Below are 15978 nucleotides of genomic sequence, written 5' to 3'. Positions count from 1 at the left end.
CGCGTTCAGTAGCAGGTACCGACCTCGTAGTAGCCGGCGGCGGTCTTCTTCAGGGTCGTCTCGATGTAGATGTTCCACAGACCCATGCCCTGGTTGGAGCCATAGGCATAGGTGAAGCCGTAGAGCGCATAGGCCCGCGCGGCCATGGTGTGGCTGTAGTTGTCGGTGGTGGTGCACACGGGCGTCATCCCGGTGGTGCTGGCCGTGGCGGCGGCAGACGCGCCGCCGCGGGCGCCGGCCGCGTTCACAGCGCGCACCGTCCAGTCGTAGCTGCTGCCCGCGACGAGGCCGGTGTCGGTATAGCTCGTGCCGGTGATGGGCGTCGGGTTGCGCCGGCCACCATTGCGATAGACCACATAACCAGAGGCGCCGGGCACGGCGGACCAGCTGAGCTTCATGCTGCCGGCAGTGGCCGCCGAGGCCGTCAGCCCGCTGGGCGCCGCGAGCGCGGCCGCCGCCGTGCCGCCCGACAGGTGCGTGACCATGGCCTGGATGGCGGCCATCTGCGGGCCGGCCTTCTTCGCATAGTCGGAGCTGTCATAGCCCCACCAGTCCCAGCAACCGTTGGTGGCCGTCACGCCGGTCTGCGGATAGAGCACCACGATGTTGTTGGTGTCGGCCCAGCGGTTGTAGCCGGTGTTGCGCACGTACTGCTGGCCGATCTGCGACGTGTTCTGCTTGCAGCCATGCAGCGCCACGTGCAGCCGGCAGGTGGCGCTACCGCTGGCGCAGGCCGCCGGCACATAGGCCCAGCCGGTCTGCGCCATCGCGTGGCCGCCGACGAAGCCGCGCTGGTCGAACTCGACGAAGCTGCCACCCAGCGTGCCCACGTTGCGTGGGTTGAGCGTGCCGTAGATCTGCTGCAGCAGCGCGCCGGCCAGGTCGAAGTTGCAGTCGTCGATGTAGGGGTCGCCCTTGACCGAGCAGGCGCTGCCATAGTCGTCGGTGACGAAGGAATGCTCGGCCGCCAGGTCCTTCTTGTAGGCGATGTTGGCCGCGGGCACGAAGGCGCCGTAGTAGCTGCGCAGGTCGTCCATCACGGCCGTCTTGACCACGCTGTCGAGCGTGCCCGAGAACAGGTAGAGCCGACTGGCCGCGAGGTTGGACACCGGGTCGATGACGCCGCTAGCGGCCCAGTTGTTGGTGGTGGCCACCAGGCTGCTCACCGGGATGCTGGTGTCGTGCGCCATGCAGCGGCCGGTGGCGTAGACCACCGACCCTTCCGCACAGTAGTACGGCCCGCCCGCCACCACGCCGGCCCCCTTCTTGAACGTGGCCGAATAGGCCACATGCAGTTGCACGGCCATGTAGCCGCCCGACGACACGCCCGACACGCTGACCTGCGCCGGGTCGATGTTCAGCTCCGGCAGAGGCACCGCCCCCGCCGCGCCGGCCAGCAGCCAGGCCGACACGAGCACACCGGCGGCGCGCCTGATAGGCACGGTGAACTTCTGCATGGTGCGTCTCCTGAAACAGGTGAGCGGTGATGAAGCCAGGCGGGGACACCCACGGAACCGGCTCTGCCGGGCCGTCGGGTGTGCCGCCTTCGAGGATCAGAAGGGGGAGCCGCGAAGCGGCATGGGGGATGGCAGTCCCTTATCTCTTGTTGCGGATCGGGATGTCCATCTCCGACGGCTTGATCTCATGCACCAGCTCCGGCACACCCCAGGCGAAGGCCGGGTCCACCTTGATCTTGAAGTGGTACATGCTCTGCAGCGCCTGGTGGTCTTCCTTGCGGAAGGTCATGGTGCCCTTGGGCGTATCGAAGCTCATGCCTTCCATGGTGCTGATGAGCTTGTTGGTGCCGGTGTCGCCGCCGGTCTTCTTGAGCGCGGTGACGACGGCCATGGCGGCCGAAAAGCCACCGGCGGTGAAGAAGTCCGGCGGGCTCTTGAATTCCTTGTAGTGCATGGACACCAGCGCCTCGTTCACCGGGTTCTTCGGAATGCCGAAGTAGTAGTAGGTGGCGCCTTCCATGCCGGGGAAGTTCTTGTAACTGGCCATCGCCGGCAGGATGTTGCCGCCGGTGGCGATCTCGATGCCGTAGCGCTTCAGGTCCAGGTCGGCGATCTTGAAGGGGTTGCCGGCGCCGGCCCAGACGATCCAGATCACCTTGCGGCCGGGCTGGTCCTTGAGCTTGTCGATCAGGCGCTGCGCACCGGCGGTGAAGTCGGTGGTGTTCTGCGGCAGGTATTCCTCATGGACGATCTTGGCCTTCTTGATGGCGTCCTTGAAGGCCTTCACACCGTCGCGGCCGAAGGCATAGTCCTGGGCCAGCGTGGCGATGGTGGTGCCGGGCTTGTCCAGCGCCACGGCGTTGGAGATGGCGTCCTGGCTCGAATTGCGGCCGGTGCGGAAGATGTACTTGTTCCACTTGTCGCCGGTGATCGAGTCGGCCACGGCAGGCTCGACGATCAGCAGCTTCTTGTACTCCTCGGCCACCGGCAGCATGGCCAGCGCCACGCCCGACGACGTGGGACCGACGGCCAGTGCGGCCTTGTCGTCGGAATAGGCGGCAGCCAGCAGGGATTTGCCCAGGTCGGGCTTGCCCTGGTCGTCCTTCTCGATGACGACGATCTTCTTGCCGTTGACCATCATGGTGCCGCCGGTGGCGTAGTCCAGGCCCATCATCAGGCCGGTCTGGGTCTGCTTGCCGTAGGCCTCCAGCGGGCCGGTCTTGCTGTAGACGTGGGCGATGCGGATTTCGTTGGACTGGGCCCAGGCGGGCGCGGCGATGGCGCCGGCCAGGGCGGCGCAGGCGATGAGGTGGCGACGTTGCATGCGGTTGTCTCCTTGTGACGGATGACTGGATATTGCACACGCCGTGCCAGCGACACAAGTCCTTTTGGATCAACGATTTGCCGTCTTAGCCACCCCGAATTGCCTGATTTCCATACAACCTTATATGTCTAGTTTTTAGACATTTGTTCGGTCACTGCTCAGGGTTTTCCAGGCGGCCGTAGAGCGTCGCCCGCGAGATTCCCAGCAGCCGCGCCGCCTTGAGCTTGTTGCCCGCCGTGTGGGCCATGGCCGCGTCGATGGCGCGACGCTCCAGCTGAGCCACCTGCTCGGCCAGCGGGCGCAGCAGCCCGCTGCCAGGCGCTTCGGCCGCAGCCTCCGCCGGCGAAGGCTCGGGCGCGGCGGCCGGCGCCACCTCCCCCACGCCAGCCTCGCGCAGGATGCGCGTGAGCTGCGCCGCATCCACCCGCTGCGCGTCGCTGCGCATCGCCACCTGCTCCAGCACGTTGCGCAGCTCACGGATGTTGCCGCGCCAGTGCTGGCCCGCCAGCAGGGCCAGGGCATCGGGCAGCAGCTCGGGCGGCGCATCGCCGGTGCGCTGGGCCACCTCGTCGCCCAGCGCCTCCACCAGCGCCGGGATGTCGCTGCGACGCGCACGCAGCGGCGGCACGCGGATGGGCAGGACGTTGAGGCGGTAGTACAGGTCCTCGCGAAAGCGGCCCTGCGCCACCAGCGCGGGCAGGTCGCGCGAGGTGGCGGCGATCACCCGCGCATCGAAGGCCACCAGCTTGTTGGAGCCCAGCGGCTCGATCTCGCCTTCCTGCAGCGCGCGCAGCAGCTTGGCCTGCAGCGTGAGCGGCATGTCGCCGATCTCGTCCAGGAACAGCGTGCCGCCGTCGGCGAACTTGAACTTGCCCTCGCGCCCGCGCCGATCCGCGCCGGTGAAGGCGCCGGGCGCGAAGCCGAAGAACTCGGCCTCCAGCAGCGTGTCGGGCACGGCCGCGATGTTGACGCTGACAAAGGGCCCGGACGCCCGGGCCGAGGCGCCGTGGATGGCATGGGCCAGCAGTTCCTTGCCGGTGCCCGTCTCGCCCAGCAGCAGCACCGGGCTGCTGGATTGCGCAGCCCGCCGGGCATGGCGCTTGACCTCCACGGCCGCCGGGCTGCTGCCGATGAAGCTGGCGAAGCTGTACTTGGCCTGGCGCGGCAGCCCACCTTCGAGGCCGTTGCGCGCCGCGCGGCTCGCCTGGCTGGCCAGCTCGCGCCGGGCCTCGTCCAGGTCGCGCTGCAGCAGGGCGAACTTGGCCACCAGCGGCTGCAGCGTGGTCTGCGGATGGTCGAAGAGCACGATGCCGATGGCGCCGATCACCGGGCCGGTGCCGTCGTCGTGCTCCTCGCGCAATGGCAGGCGGCTGACGACGAAGGTGCCGGCCTTGTTGGTCAGCAGGTCCACCAGCACCGGCTCGCCAGTCTCCAGCACCCGGCGCATCTGGGTGTTGGGGATCACCTCCTCCACCATGTGGCCCACGAACTGGTCCACGCCGTCGAAACCCAGCGCCGGCAGGAAGCGGCGGTAGCCCTCGTTGACCCACACGATGCGGCCACTGCGGTCGATCAGGAACATGCCCTGGCTGATGCTGGAGAACAGCTGGAACATCGAGCGCGCCGCCAGCGCGAGGATGCCCTGGGCATCCTGCGGCAGCGTGGGGTCGGAGGGAGCGGCAGACATGGCGCGCGATCGTAGCGGCGCGGGCGTTCAGTCTTCGGTACCGCCCGCGTCCTTCAGCTCGGCGAACTTGGCCGCCATGGTCGGGTTGCCGCGCGTGAGCTTCTTGATCGTCAGGTCCTCGGCCTTGTCGTTGGCCAGGCGCAGGTTGTTGGCCGACTTGTAGAGCGCGTCCTTGGTCTTCTCCAGGTCCTTGATCGCCTCGTCGATGCGCTTGACGGCCTCCTCAAAGCCATCGGAGGCCAGGCGCCAGTTGCGACCGAAGGCGGTCTTGAAGTCGTCCAGCTGGGTCTCGAAGCGGGTGATGTCCAGGTTCTGCGCCTTGACCAGCGCCAGTTCCGACTTGTAGGCCAGCGCCTTGGTGGCCGCATTGCGCAGCAGCGTCACCATGGGAATGAAGAACTGCGGCCGCACCACGTACATCTTGGGATAGCGGTGGAACACGTCGACGATGCCGGTGTTGTAGAGCTCGCTCTCGGGCTCCAGCAGCGACACCAGCACCGCGTATTCGCAGCCCTTCTCGGTTCGGTCCTTGTCCAGCTCGCGGAAGAAGTCTTCGTTCTTCTTGCGCGTGGCGGTGGCGTCGCTCTCGTTCTTCATCTCGAACATGATCGAGACGATTTCGATGCCGTCCTCGTCGAGGTCGCGGAAGATGTAGTCGCCCTTGCTGCCGGTGCGGGCGTCGTTGTCCTTCTCGAAGTAGGCGCGCGGAAAGGCCGTCGCGCGGATGCGGTTGAACTCGGTCTCGCAGTGCTGCTCCAGCGTCTCGCCCACCATCTTGGTGGACAGCCGCGCCTTCATGTCGCGCAGGCGCTCGATGGCGTCGTCGCGGTCGCGGATCTGGGTCTCGTACTTGTCCTTGAGCATCTGCTCGGCCACCTGCTTCTCCAGCGCGACACGCTCCAGGTTGTTGCGCAGGGCGTCGCGCTCCTTCTCGACCGCGCCGACGGCCTGCGTGACGGCCAGTTGCTGGGCCATGTCGCCGGCGTCGAGGCGGGACTTGAGCGCCTGGATCTCGGCGTCCTTGGCCGCCGCCGCCTTCTGTACTTCGCTCGCGAGCCGCGCCTCGGCCAGGCGGGCCGCGGACTCGCGCTCCTGCCGGGCCTGGGCCAGTTCGTGCGCCAGCTGGTCGCGCTCGCGCTCGATGCTGCCCAGCGCCTCGTTCACCGCCAGCCGCCGCGCCACCTCGCCGGCGTCGAGCTTCGCCTTGAGCGCGAGGATCTCGGCCTCCCGGGCCGATGCCTTCTTCTCCAGCTCGCTGGCGAGCTGGGCCCGCGCCAGCTCGACCGCACTGCGCTTGTCCTGCTCGGCCAGTTCCAACCGCTCGTGCAGCTGGCGGTCGAAGTCGCTGTCGCGCACCTGCTTGAGGATGTCCGCATAGCCGGACTCGTCGATCTTGAAGGCCTTGCCGCAGTGGGGACACTTGATGTCTTGCATGCGGGCGATCCTAGCGTGGCGTCGGACAAAGGCGCGACCGCGGCGACGACTTTAATCATTCGTTTGATTCTCATGCTCTAATCCGCACCCGCATGACCACCGCCACGCCCAAGCCGGCCCGGGGCGACGGGGCCGAGGCCCGCCAGCGCCTGCTGCTGGCCGCGCTCGCCCTGTTCGCCGACCAGGGCTTCGCCAAGACCTCCACGCGCGCCATCGCCGCGGCCGCCGACATGAACATCGGCGCCATCAGCTACTACTTCGGCGATAAGGCCGGGCTGTATGCCGCCTGCTTCACCGAGCCCCTGGGCGGCACGGCCGAGGAGACCACGGCCCTGTGGTCCGCGCCCGGCCTGTCGCTCGGCGAGGCGCTGGCCGTGTTCATGGGCGCTTACCTGGCGCCACTCAAACTGGGCGAGCCGGTGCGCCAGTGCATGCGGCTTCACCTGCGCGAGATGCTGGAGCCCAGCAGCCAGTGGGCCACCGAGGTCGAGCGCGACATCAAGGCCCCCCACCAGGCCATGGTGCGGCTGCTGGCCCGCCACCTGGATGCCCGGGTGGACGACGACATCCACCGGCTGGCCTTCACCATCACCGGGCTGGCCATGCAACCCTACGTGACGCGCGACTTCATCGACGCGATCCGCCCCGGCCTGCTGCGCACCACCCGCGCCGTGGACCAGTGGGCCGAACGACTGACCGCCCTGGCCCTGGCCATGGTGGCGGACGAACGCAGCCGCCGCGCGGCCGACGCTTCCGAGGAACCTTCCGCATGACACCGACAACCGCACCGCGTCGTCCAGTGCCCGGCCGCCTGCTGGCCGCGCTGCCGCTCGCGCTGGCCCTGGCCGCCTGCGGCGTGACCCGCCCGCCGGCCGCCGTGCAGGCGCCTGCGCCCGCCCAGTGGCGCAGCCCGGTGCCGGCCGACGCCCTGCCCCACCACGGCTCGACGGCAGACCTCGCCCACTGGTGGCGCCAGGCCGGCGATCCGCTGCTGGCCAACCTGATCGAGGCCGCCCAGGCGGCCAGCCCCAACGTCGCCAGCGCCGCCGCACGCGTCACCGAGGCCCGCGGCGCCCGCACCCAGGCCGGCGCGGCCCTGGCGCCCCGGCTGGACGGCAACCTGTCGGCCACGCGCAGTGCCTCGCCGCTTGGCGGCACCAGCACGGGCAGCACCACAACCACCGGGACCGGCAGCACCAGCGTGCCGCCGGCGACCGTGCTGCAGGCCACGTTGCAACCCAGCTGGGAGATCGACCTTTTCGGCGGCCTGCGCGCCAGCCGCGACGCGGCCATCGCCCGCCTGGATGCCGGCGAAGCCCGCTGGCACGACGCCCGCATCGCCGTGGCGGCCGAGACGGCCAATGCCTACTTCGCCGAACGCGCCTGCGCCCGCCAGCTCGCCGTGGCCGAGGCCGACACCCGCTCGCGGACCGAGACAGCCCGCCTCACGGGCCTCTCGGCCGACGCCGGCTTCACCGCGCCGGCCGATGCGGCCCTGGCCCGCGCCAGCGCGGCCGATGCCTCCGCCCGGCTCACGCAGCAGCGCGCCCAGTGCCGCGTGCTGCGCCACGGGCTGGTCGCACTGACCGGCCTGCCGGCGGAGGACATCGACCGGCGACTCGATGCCCAGTCCGCCATCACCGCCCTGCCCACGCCGCCCGCCGTGGACGCCGTGCCGGCCCAGACCCTGTTGCAGCGCCCCGACCTGTTCGCCGCCGAGCGCGCCGTGGCGGCGGCCAGCGCCGATGCCGGCGCCGCCCAGGCCCAGCGCTATCCGCGCCTGACGCTCAGCGGCAGCGTGGGCCGGCTGCAGCTGCGCAGCCAGGGCTTCCGCGCCTCGGTCGACACCTGGAGCGTGGGCCCGGTGGCGCTGTCGGTACCGCTGTTCGACGGCGGCGTGTCGGCCGCCAATGCCGAGTCGGCCCGCGCCCGCTACGACGAGGCCGTGGTGCAGTACCGCGCCAGCGTGCGCCAGGCCGTGCGCGAGGTGGAAGAGGCGTTGACCAATCTCGACAGCACCCGCCAGCGCGCCGCCGATGCCGACACCGCCGTGCGCGGCTACCAGGCCAACCTCGACGCCGCGCAGTCGCGCTACCAGACCGGCCTGGCCAGCCTGTTCGAGCTGGAGGATGCCCGCCGCACGCTGTTCGCTGCGCAGACCGCGCGCGTCTCGCTGCAGCGCGAAAGCAACGAAGCCTGGGTCGCGCTCTACCGCGCGGTGGGTGGCGGCTGGCAACGGCCCGATGCAGACACCGCAGCCACCGCTTCGGCCACCGCTGCCGGCAGGTCGAACGCCGCCGTCGCCGCCCCAGACGCCCAGGCCGCTTCGACGGCCCTCCCGACCACGACCGGCGCCACCGCGACGCCACGTCCCTGAACCCGCCTCGCGCCCGGAAAGATCACCATGCAACGCTCCCGACGCCCGCTCCTCATCGCGATCCTGGTCGTGGCCCTCCTGGCCGTGGCCGCCTTCTTCCTGCTGCGCGGCAAGCCCGCGGAGGGCGAGGCCAAGAAGGCCGACAAGCCCGCCGCCATCGCCCGCCCTGCCCTCACCGTCACGGTGGTACAGCCGCAGCCCGCCGACCTGGTGGCCGGCCTGCCGGCCAACGGCAACATCGCCGCCTGGCAGGAGGCCATCATCGGCTCCGAATCGGCCGGCCTGCGCCTGGCCGACGTGCGGGTGAACGTGGGCGATGTGGTGAAGAAGGGCCAGGTGCTGGCCACCTTCTCGGGCGACACGGTGCAGGCCGAGGTCGCCCAGGCCCGCGCCAGCCTGGCCGAGGCCGAGGCCGCCGCGGCCGATGCCGCCGCCAATGCCGAGCGCGCACGGACGCTGTCGGCCACCGGCGCGCTGAGCCAGGCCCAGATCAACCAGTACCTCACCACCGGCCAGACCGCCAAGGCCCGCGTCGAGGCCGCCCGCGCCGCGCTGCAGGCGCAGCAGGTGCGCCAGCGCAACACGCAGGTGCTGGCACCGGACGACGGCGTCATCTCCTCGCGCACGGCCACCGTGGGCGCCGTCCTGGGCTCGGGCGCCGAGCTGTTCCGCCTGGTGCGGCGCGGCCGGCTCGAATGGCGGGCCGAGGTCGCCTCCAACGAACTGCCCAAGGTGCGCGTGGGCCAGAAGGCGCGCGTGACGGCGGCCAGCGGCGTCACGGTCGAGGGCACGGTGCGCGCCCTCGCGCCCACCGTCGACCCGCAGACGCGCAATGCGCTGGTCTATGTCGACCTGCCGGCCAACGGCGATGTGCGCGCCGGCATGTATGCGCGCGGCGAATTCATGCTCGGCCGCATCGAGCAGCTCACCGTGCCGCAGTCGGCCGTGGTGGTGCGCGACGGCTTCGCCAGCGTGTTCGAGGTGGGCGCCGACGGCAAGGTGGCCATGCGCCGCGTGACGACCGGCCAGCGCGCGGGCGACCGCATCGCCATCGCCGAGGGTGTCAAGCCCGACATGAAGCTGGTCGAGCGCGGCGCGGCCTTCCTCAACGACGGCGACGTGGTGCAGGTGCAGGGCCAGCCCGCGCCGGCAGCGGCCGCGCCGGCGCCCAAGCAGTGACGCAGGAGCCACGCGCATGAACCTTTCCGCCTGGTCGATCCGCAACCCCATTCCGGCGGCGATGCTCTTCGTCCTGCTGACGCTGGCAGGGCTGCTGTCCTTCAAGTCCATGAAGGTGCAGAACTTCCCGGACATGGACCTGCCGGTGGTGGTCGTCACCGCCGCCCTGCCCGGCGCCGCGCCGGGGCAGCTCGAAAGCGATGTGGCGCGCAAGATCGAGAACTCGATCGCCACCATCCAGGGCGTCAAGCACATCACCTCCACGCTGGTCGATGGGCAGGCCACCATCGCCACCGAGTTCGAGCTGGAGAAGCCCGTGCAGGAAGCCGTGGACGACGTGCGCTCGGCCGTGAGCCGCGTGCGCGCCGACCTGCCGGCCGATCTGCGCGACCCCATCGTGGCCAAGCTGGAGCTGTCCTCGCAGCCGGTGCAGGCCTATGCCATCGCCTCCGCCAACTGGGACGACGAGCAGTTGTCGTGGTTCGTCGACGACACGCTGTCGCGCCGCATGCTGGCCGTGCCCGGCGTGGGCGCCATCACCCGCGTGGGCGGCGTCACGCGCGAGGTGCGCGTCGCGCTCGATCCGGCGCGCATGCAGTCGCTGGGCATCACCGCAGCCACGGTCTCGCGCACGCTGCGCCAGGTGCAGATGGAAAGCGCCGGCGGCCGGGCCGAGCTGGGCGGCGCCGAGCAGCCGCTGCGCACCCTGGCCACCGCCAAGACCGCCGCCGAGGTGGCGGCCATGCAGATCCCGCTGGGCAACGGACGCCATGCGCGCGTGGACGAGGTCGCCACCGTCACCGACACCGTGGCCGAGCCGCGCGCGCTGGCCCTGCTGGACGGCAAGCCGGTGATCGGCTTCGAGATCTCGCGCAGCCGCGGCGCCAGCGAGGTGGAGGTAGGCGACGGCGTGGAAAAGGCACTGGACCAGCTCAAGGCCGACTACCCGCACCTCACGCTGCAGCGCACCTTCGACTTCGTGGACATCGCCAAGGGCGAGTACGACAGCTCGATGCGGCTGCTCTACGAAGGCGCCCTGCTGGCGGTGGTGGTGGTGTGGCTCTTTTTGCGCGACTGGCGGGCGACCATCGTCTCGGCCGTGGCGCTGCCGCTGTCGGTCATCCCGGCCTTCATCGGCATGTACCTGCTGGGCTTCTCGATCAACATCATCACGCTGCTGGCGCTGTCGCTGGTGGTGGGCATCCTGGTGGACGACGCCATCGTGGAGGTCGAGAACATCGTGCGCCACCTGCGCATGGGCAAGAGTCCGTACCAGGCGGCCATGGAGGCGGCCGACGAGATCGGCCTGGCGGTGATCGCCACCACCTTCACGCTGATCGCGGTGTTCCTGCCCACGGCCTTCATGAGCGGCATTCCGGGCCGCTTCTTCAAACAGTTCGGCTGGACGGCGGCGCTGGCCGTGTTCGCCTCGCTGGTGGTGGCGCGGCTGCTCACGCCCATGATGGCGGCCTACATCCTCAAGCCGCTGGTGGGCCACGACAAGGAGCCGGGCTGGATGCGCAGTTATATGCGCGCCTCGGCCTGGTGCCTGCGCCACCGCGGGCTCACGCTGCTGGGCGCGCTGGTGTTCTTCGTCGGCTCGCTGGCACTCATCCCGCTGCTGCCTTCTGGCTTCATCCCGCCGGACAACAACGTGCAGACCCAGGTCACGCTCGAGCTGCCGCCCGGCAGCAAGCTGGCCGACACGCGCCGCGCGGTCGAGGCGGCCAGCGAGCGCATCCGCAAGGTGGGCCACATCGAGAGCATCTATGTGGCCATCGGCGGCGGGGCCGCGGGCGCCGACCCGATGTCCGGCGGCGCAGGCAGCGACCCGCGCAAGGCCACCATGACGCTGCGCCTCGCGCCGCGCGGCGAGCGTCCGGTCAAGCAGGTGATCGAGCGCGAGCTGCGCCAGGTGATGGCCGAGGTGCCGGGCGTGCGCGTCAAGGTGGGCCTGGGCGGCTCCAACGACAAGTACATCCTGGCGCTGTCCAGCGAGGACCCGCAGGCGCTGGCCACGGCCTCGCGCGACGTGGAGCGCGACCTGCGCACCATCCTCGGCGTGGGCAACGTCGGCTCCAATGCGAGCCTGGTACGGCCCGAGATCGCGGTGCGGCCGGACTTCGCCCGCGCCGCCGACCTGGGCGTGACCAGCAGCGACATCGCCGAGACGCTACGCGTGGCCACGGTGGGCGACTACGAGCAGTACCTGCCCAAGCTCAACCTGGCGCAGCGGCAGGTGCCGATCGTGGTGCGGCTGGCCGACAGTGCGCGCGAAAACCTGTCGACGCTGGAGCGGCTGACCGTCCCCGGCACCCGCGGCCCGGTGCGGCTGGGCGAGGTGGCCACGCTGGAGGCAGCTGGAGGCCCGGCCGTCATCAGCCGCTACGACCGCGCGCGCAACGTCAACTTCGAGATCGAACTGGGCGAACGCGGCCTGGGCGAGGTGGCCGAGGCCATCCGAGCCCTGCCCGCCATCCAGGGCCTGCCGCCCAGCGTGCGCACCATCGACGTCGGCGACGCCGAGATGATGGGCGAGCTGTTCAGCAGTTTCGGCCTGGCCATGCTGACCGGCGTGCTGTGCATCTACATCGTGCTGGTGCTGCTGTTCAAGGATTTTCTGCAGCCGGCCACCATCCTGGCGGCGCTGCCGCTGTCGCTGGGCGGTGCCTTCGTGGCGCTGCTGCTCGCAGGCAAGAGCTTCTCGATGCCCTCGCTGATCGGACTGGTGATGCTGATGGGCATCGCCACCAAGAACTCGATCCTGCTGGTGGAGTACGCCATCGTGGCCCGGCGCGGGCACGACGGCAGCGACGGCCGGCCGGCCGTCGCGCCCATGAGCCGCTGGGACGCGCTGCTCGACGCCTGCCACAAGCGGGCCCGGCCGATCATCATGACCACGCTCGCCATGGGCGCCGGCATGATGCCCATCGCCCTGGCCTGGGGCGAGGCGGACATGAGCTTCCGCTCGCCGATGGCGGTGGCGGTGATCGGCGGGCTGGTCACGTCCACGGTGCTGAGCCTGCTCGTGATCCCGGCCACCTTCACCTATGTGGACGATCTGGAGCAGTGGCTCAAGCGGCTGTTCCGGCGAGGCCGGCCGGCCTCGCCGGACGACACCGCCGAAGGCCACGACCACCCGGCGGCTACAGCACGTCCACCGGAATCTTGAGGTAGCGCACGCCGTTGGCCTCGGCCGGCGGCAGCGCCCCGGCACGGATGTTGACCTGGATGGCCGGCAGGATCAGCACCGGCATGGCCAGCGTGGCGTCGCGCGCCTGCCGCATGGCGACGAAGCCGGCCTCGTCCACGCCCGCGTGCAGGTGGATGTTGGCGCGGCGCTGCTCGGCCACCGTGGTCTCCCAGGCCGGCGCGCGGCCCTCGGGCGGGTAGTCGTGGCACATGAAGAGGCGCGTGGCCGGCGGCAGCGCCAGCAGGCGTTCCACCGAGCGGTAGAGCTGGTGCGCATCGCCGCCGGGGAAGTCGCAGCGCGCGCTTCCCACGTCGGGCATGAAGAGCGTGTCGCCCACCAAGGCCAGCTGCGCGGTGCCGGCTTCGTCCTCCAGCACATAGGCCATGTCGGCCGGCGTGTGGCCGGGCACGTGCATGGCGCGCAACCGCAACGCGCCGACGTGGAAGAGCTCGTCGGGCTCGAACAGGTGGCCGAACTGCGAGCCATCGAGCGCGAAGCCCGGCTCCAGGTTGAACACCTTCTTGAACACGCCCTGCACCGTGCGGATGGCCGAGCCGATGGCGATGGTGCCGCCCAGCGCCTTCTTCAGATACGGCGCGGCCGAGAGGTGGTCGGCATGCGCATGCGTCTCCAGCAGCCACTGCACCGTGAGGCCGTTGGCGCGGACGAAGTCGATCAGGCGGTCGGCCGAATGCGTGGCGGTGCGGCCGGACTTGGGGTCGTAGTCCAGCACCGAATCGACGATGGCACAGGCCCCGCCCTCGCGCTCGAAGAGCACGTAGCTGATGGTGAAGGTGGCCGGGTCGAAGAAGGGTTGGACCCGGGCGGCGACAGGCTGGTCGGTCATCGGTGGCTCCTGGAAATCAGGGGATGCGGAAAGGACTGGCCAACAGTTTATTGAAAGATAGTTTGTTTTTCAATAAACTGTTGGCCATGCCCACCGCCACCACGCCTTCTGCTTCCACCGACCTGCATCACGACGCCGCCCCTGGCCCCGCCGCACTGGCCCAACTGCGCGCCTCCGCCGGCCGCGCCTGTGCCCTGCTCAAGGCCATGGCCAACGAAGACAGGCTGCTGCTGCTGTGCATGCTGGCCGAAGGCGAGCGCAACGTCGGCGAACTGCAGGCCGCCACCGGGATCGTGCAGCCCAGCCTGTCGCAGCAGCTGGGCGTACTGCGCGAAGAAGGCCTGGTGGCGACACGGCGCGAGGGCAAGTTCATCTATTACGCGCTGGCCAGCACCGAGGTGCTGCGGCTGATGCAGGCGCTGCATGCCAGCTTCTGTGCGCCGCAGTGAGGCGTCTTTTCTTTTTCATCCAGGACCCTTCCCATGACCCTCGACTGGCTGCACTTCACCCCCTGGCGCTCGCTCGCCGGCGGCGCCCTCATCGGCCTCGCCGCCGCCCTGCTGGTGCTGGCCAATGGCCGCATCGCCGGCATCAGCGGCATCCTGGGCACGCTGGTGGGCCGCAGCCCCGCGGGCGAACGCCCCTGGCGGCTGGCCTTCCTCGTCGGGCTGCTCGCCGCGCCCATGGTCTGGCGGATCGGCGCCGCGCTGCCGGATGCGCACATCGCAGCCAGCCCGGGCCTGCTGATCGCGGCAGGCCTGCTGGTGGGGATCGGCACCCGCTACGCGAGCGGTTGCACCAGTGGCCATGGCGTGTGCGGGCTCTCTCGCGGCTCGGTGCGCTCGCTGGCCGCCACGCTCGCCTTCATGGCCGCCGGCTTTGCCACGGTCTTCCTGCTTCACCACCTGATCGGATGAACCCGCCATGCCTGCATTGACCGCCTTTCTCTCCGGCCTCATCTTCGGCCTCGGCCTGCTGTTCTCCGGCATGGCCGACCCGGCCAAGGTGCTGGGCTTCCTGGACCTGGCCGGCACCTGGGACCCGTCGCTCGCCTTCGTCATGGGTGGCGCCATCGCCGTGGCCGCGCCGGCCTTCGCGCTGGCGCGTCGCCGCAGCCATGGCCTGCTGGGCGCGGCCATGCAACTGCCCAAGGCCACGCACATCGACCGCCGGCTGGTGGTGGGCAGCCTGGTCTTCGGCGCAGGCTGGGGCCTGGCGGGCTTCTGTCCCGGGCCGGCGCTGGTCAGTGCCGCCGCGGGCTACCGCGAAGCCTGGCTCTTCGTGGCAGCCATGGTGGCGGGCATGGCCCTGTTTTCTTTGCTGGAAGGCGGCTGGCGCCGTCAGCCGCGGCCGGTCTGAATTCGGACGTCTTGCCTGAAGCGCCGTGGAAGACGGACCTTGGCGCCAGTACCTCTTGCCGGGTTCAGGCGAACACCACCTCGCAGGTCGAGTTCATCAGCGCAGCCATCCCGGTCCGCTGGCGGGCCCGCGCATCGGTGACCAGCGTGTGCACGCTGCCGATGGGCGCATAGGCGATGCGGCTGCGCTGGCCGATCTTGCTGTGGTCGGCCAGCACGATGCAGCGGCGCGCGGCGGCCACCATGGCGCGCGCCACCTCGGCCTCGGGCCGCTCGAAGCTGCTGGCGCCCTGCTCGGCACAGATGCCCACCGGTGAGAGCAGCGCCACATCGGCGCGGTAGCGCTGGATCTCCGCCACCGTCTGCGCGCCGCAGGTGGCGGGAACCTCGGTCAACAGCTGGCCGCCCAGCAGGATCACCTCGTTGGCACGGCGGCTTTTGTCGTCGCGCGTGAGGTGCCGCGCCACTTCCAGCCCATTGGTCACGATGGTCAGGCCGCTCAGGCCGGCCAGTTCCTGCGCCAGCAGCGCGGTGGTGGTGCCGGCATCGACCAGCAGCGTCTGCCCCGGCCGCAGCAGGCGGGCGGCGGCCCGGGCGATGGCCTTCTTCTCCCGCGCCCGCGTGGCCTGGCGCACGGCCAGCGGCGCCTCGCGACCACTTTCCTCCACGCCCACGCCACCGCCATGCACGCGGCGCAGCGCGCCTTCGGCCTCCAGCGTCTGCAGGTCGCGCCGCACCGTCTCGCGCGAAACGCCCAGCTCCTGCACCAGGCGGTCGGTGCTCACGGCGCCCTGGGTGCCGAGCAGGGTGCGGATTCGGTGGATGCGCGCTTGTTGAAGCATGAAGGTCGCAGCAGAAGGATCGGGGAAGCGGGTGCCGCCCGGCGCCAGGCGCCGTCGGGGCCGGCACGGCGGGAGGCCGCGCCGGCATCGTAGCGGCGTGCACCTGAACCGGCCCTGTGCGAGCCGGCGGGCACGGCCACCGCCTGCGACGTGGTCGCTGGACCGGTCGCGCTGAACGTCCTTCCCCCGTGCGCGCCGAGCCCCTTTCCTCCGTTCGCGCCGAGCTCCCTCCCACCGTTCGGGCCGAGCCTGTCGAAGCGCCGTGCCCCGGCTTCGACAA

The 15978-nt window shown here is 70.4% G+C and carries 13 protein-coding genes; 7 read left to right on the top strand and 6 right to left on the bottom strand.

Translation table 11 applies throughout. The features are described from left to right. Positions 1-5: 5 nt before the first annotated feature. The 4 genes from ABIC63_RS12195 to ABIC63_RS12180 all read right to left on the bottom strand — a co-directional run bounded on the left by ABIC63_RS12195 (position 6) and on the right by ABIC63_RS12180 (position 5902). Positions 6-1457 (bottom strand): extracellular catalytic domain type 2 short-chain-length polyhydroxyalkanoate depolymerase, encoded by a 1452-nt coding sequence (locus ABIC63_RS12195; RefSeq protein WP_354319950.1) that lies wholly within the window; start codon positions 1455-1457, stop codon positions 6-8. Between the two features lie 139 nt (positions 1458-1596). Then, a complete protein-coding gene (locus ABIC63_RS12190) occupies positions 1597-2781 on the bottom strand; it encodes a substrate-binding domain-containing protein (RefSeq protein ID WP_354319949.1) in 1185 nt (394 codons plus the stop codon). Between the two features lie 151 nt (positions 2782-2932). Then, positions 2933-4468: a sigma-54 interaction domain-containing protein gene (locus ABIC63_RS12185; RefSeq protein WP_354319948.1), complete on the bottom strand. Its 1536-nt coding sequence runs from the start codon at positions 4466-4468 to the stop codon at positions 2933-2935. Positions 4469-4495: 27 nt separating this feature from the next. Then, complete coding sequence (locus tag ABIC63_RS12180) at positions 4496-5902, bottom strand: DUF2130 domain-containing protein (RefSeq protein ID WP_354319947.1); 1407 nt, start codon at positions 5900-5902, stop codon at positions 4496-4498. Between the two features lie 92 nt (positions 5903-5994). Between ABIC63_RS12180 and ABIC63_RS12175 the strand changes: the two genes are divergently transcribed. From ABIC63_RS12175 to ABIC63_RS12160, 4 genes are read left to right on the top strand one after another with little or no spacing between them, the layout of a single operon-like run. Further along, on the top strand, positions 5995-6675 hold the full coding sequence (locus ABIC63_RS12175; protein WP_354319946.1) for a CerR family C-terminal domain-containing protein: 681 nt from the start codon (positions 5995-5997) through the stop codon (positions 6673-6675). Continuing rightward, the gene (locus ABIC63_RS12170; protein WP_354319945.1) at positions 6672-8279 is read left to right on the top strand and encodes an efflux transporter outer membrane subunit; all 1608 of its coding nucleotides are present in this window, start codon (positions 6672-6674) and stop codon (positions 8277-8279) included. Before ABIC63_RS12175 ends, ABIC63_RS12170 begins: the two co-directional genes overlap by 4 nt. A 27-nt stretch (positions 8280-8306) precedes the next feature. Further along, positions 8307-9458, top strand: a complete 1152-nt coding sequence (locus ABIC63_RS12165) for an efflux RND transporter periplasmic adaptor subunit (protein WP_354319944.1) — start codon at positions 8307-8309, stop codon at positions 9456-9458. A 16-nt stretch (positions 9459-9474) separates the two neighbouring features. Continuing rightward, positions 9475-12630 (top strand): efflux RND transporter permease subunit, encoded by a 3156-nt coding sequence (locus tag ABIC63_RS12160; RefSeq protein ID WP_354319943.1) that lies wholly within the window; start codon positions 9475-9477, stop codon positions 12628-12630. Here ABIC63_RS12160 and ABIC63_RS12155 read toward each other — a convergent pair. Continuing rightward, positions 12605-13498: an MBL fold metallo-hydrolase gene (locus ABIC63_RS12155; RefSeq protein ID WP_354319942.1), complete on the bottom strand. Its 894-nt coding sequence runs from the start codon at positions 13496-13498 to the stop codon at positions 12605-12607. The genes ABIC63_RS12160 and ABIC63_RS12155 overlap by 26 nt on opposite strands. An 86-nt stretch (positions 13499-13584) precedes the next feature. On the opposite strand from ABIC63_RS12155, the gene ABIC63_RS12150 reads away from it, so the two are divergent. The 3 genes from ABIC63_RS12150 to ABIC63_RS12140 are packed head-to-tail and all read left to right on the top strand — an operon-like array spanning position 13585 to position 14857. Continuing rightward, a complete protein-coding gene (locus ABIC63_RS12150) occupies positions 13585-13947 on the top strand; it encodes an ArsR/SmtB family transcription factor (RefSeq protein WP_354319941.1) in 363 nt (120 codons plus the stop codon). A 33-nt stretch (positions 13948-13980) separates the two neighbouring features. After that, positions 13981-14415: a YeeE/YedE family protein gene (locus ABIC63_RS12145; protein ID WP_354319940.1), complete on the top strand. Its 435-nt coding sequence runs from the start codon at positions 13981-13983 to the stop codon at positions 14413-14415. A 7-nt stretch (positions 14416-14422) separates the two neighbouring features. Further along, complete coding sequence (locus tag ABIC63_RS12140; protein WP_354319939.1) at positions 14423-14857, top strand: DUF6691 family protein; 435 nt, start codon at positions 14423-14425, stop codon at positions 14855-14857. Between the two features lie 64 nt (positions 14858-14921). Here the strand turns inward: ABIC63_RS12140 and ABIC63_RS12135 are convergent, their stop codons facing one another. Continuing rightward, positions 14922-15698: a DeoR/GlpR family DNA-binding transcription regulator gene (locus tag ABIC63_RS12135; protein ID WP_354319938.1), complete on the bottom strand. Its 777-nt coding sequence runs from the start codon at positions 15696-15698 to the stop codon at positions 14922-14924. Between the last annotated feature and the right edge of the window lie 280 nt (positions 15699-15978).

The sequence above is a fragment of the Pseudacidovorax sp. 1753 genome (assembly GCF_040544975.1).
Lineage (GTDB): Bacteria > Pseudomonadota > Gammaproteobacteria > Burkholderiales > Burkholderiaceae_C > Xenophilus.
The sequence above is the reverse complement of the archived record's forward strand: the minus strand, read 5'-3'. Positions and strand labels throughout refer to the sequence as shown.

Bases quoted from the DNA above. Each gene is read 5' to 3' on its own strand.
- ABIC63_RS12195 (WP_354319950.1), bottom strand. From the start codon at position 1,457: ATGCAGAAGTTCACCGTGCCTATCAGGCGCGCCGCCGGTGTGCTCGTG.
- ABIC63_RS12190 (WP_354319949.1), bottom strand. From the start codon at position 2,781: ATGCAACGTCGCCACCTCATCGCCTGCGCCGCCCTGGCCGGCGCCATC.
- ABIC63_RS12185 (WP_354319948.1), bottom strand. From the start codon at position 4,468: ATGTCTGCCGCTCCCTCCGACCCCACGCTGCCGCAGGATGCCCAGGGC.
- ABIC63_RS12180 (WP_354319947.1), bottom strand. From the start codon at position 5,902: ATGCAAGACATCAAGTGTCCCCACTGCGGCAAGGCCTTCAAGATCGAC.
- ABIC63_RS12175 (WP_354319946.1), top strand. From the start codon at position 5,995: ATGACCACCGCCACGCCCAAGCCGGCCCGGGGCGACGGGGCCGAGGCC.
- ABIC63_RS12170 (WP_354319945.1), top strand. From the start codon at position 6,672: ATGACACCGACAACCGCACCGCGTCGTCCAGTGCCCGGCCGCCTGCTG.
- ABIC63_RS12165 (WP_354319944.1), top strand. From the start codon at position 8,307: ATGCAACGCTCCCGACGCCCGCTCCTCATCGCGATCCTGGTCGTGGCC.
- ABIC63_RS12160 (WP_354319943.1), top strand. From the start codon at position 9,475: ATGAACCTTTCCGCCTGGTCGATCCGCAACCCCATTCCGGCGGCGATG.
- ABIC63_RS12155 (WP_354319942.1), bottom strand. From the start codon at position 13,498: ATGACCGACCAGCCTGTCGCCGCCCGGGTCCAACCCTTCTTCGACCCG.
- ABIC63_RS12150 (WP_354319941.1), top strand. From the start codon at position 13,585: ATGCCCACCGCCACCACGCCTTCTGCTTCCACCGACCTGCATCACGAC.
- ABIC63_RS12145 (WP_354319940.1), top strand. From the start codon at position 13,981: ATGACCCTCGACTGGCTGCACTTCACCCCCTGGCGCTCGCTCGCCGGC.
- ABIC63_RS12140 (WP_354319939.1), top strand. From the start codon at position 14,423: ATGCCTGCATTGACCGCCTTTCTCTCCGGCCTCATCTTCGGCCTCGGC.
- ABIC63_RS12135 (WP_354319938.1), bottom strand. From the start codon at position 15,698: ATGCTTCAACAAGCGCGCATCCACCGAATCCGCACCCTGCTCGGCACC.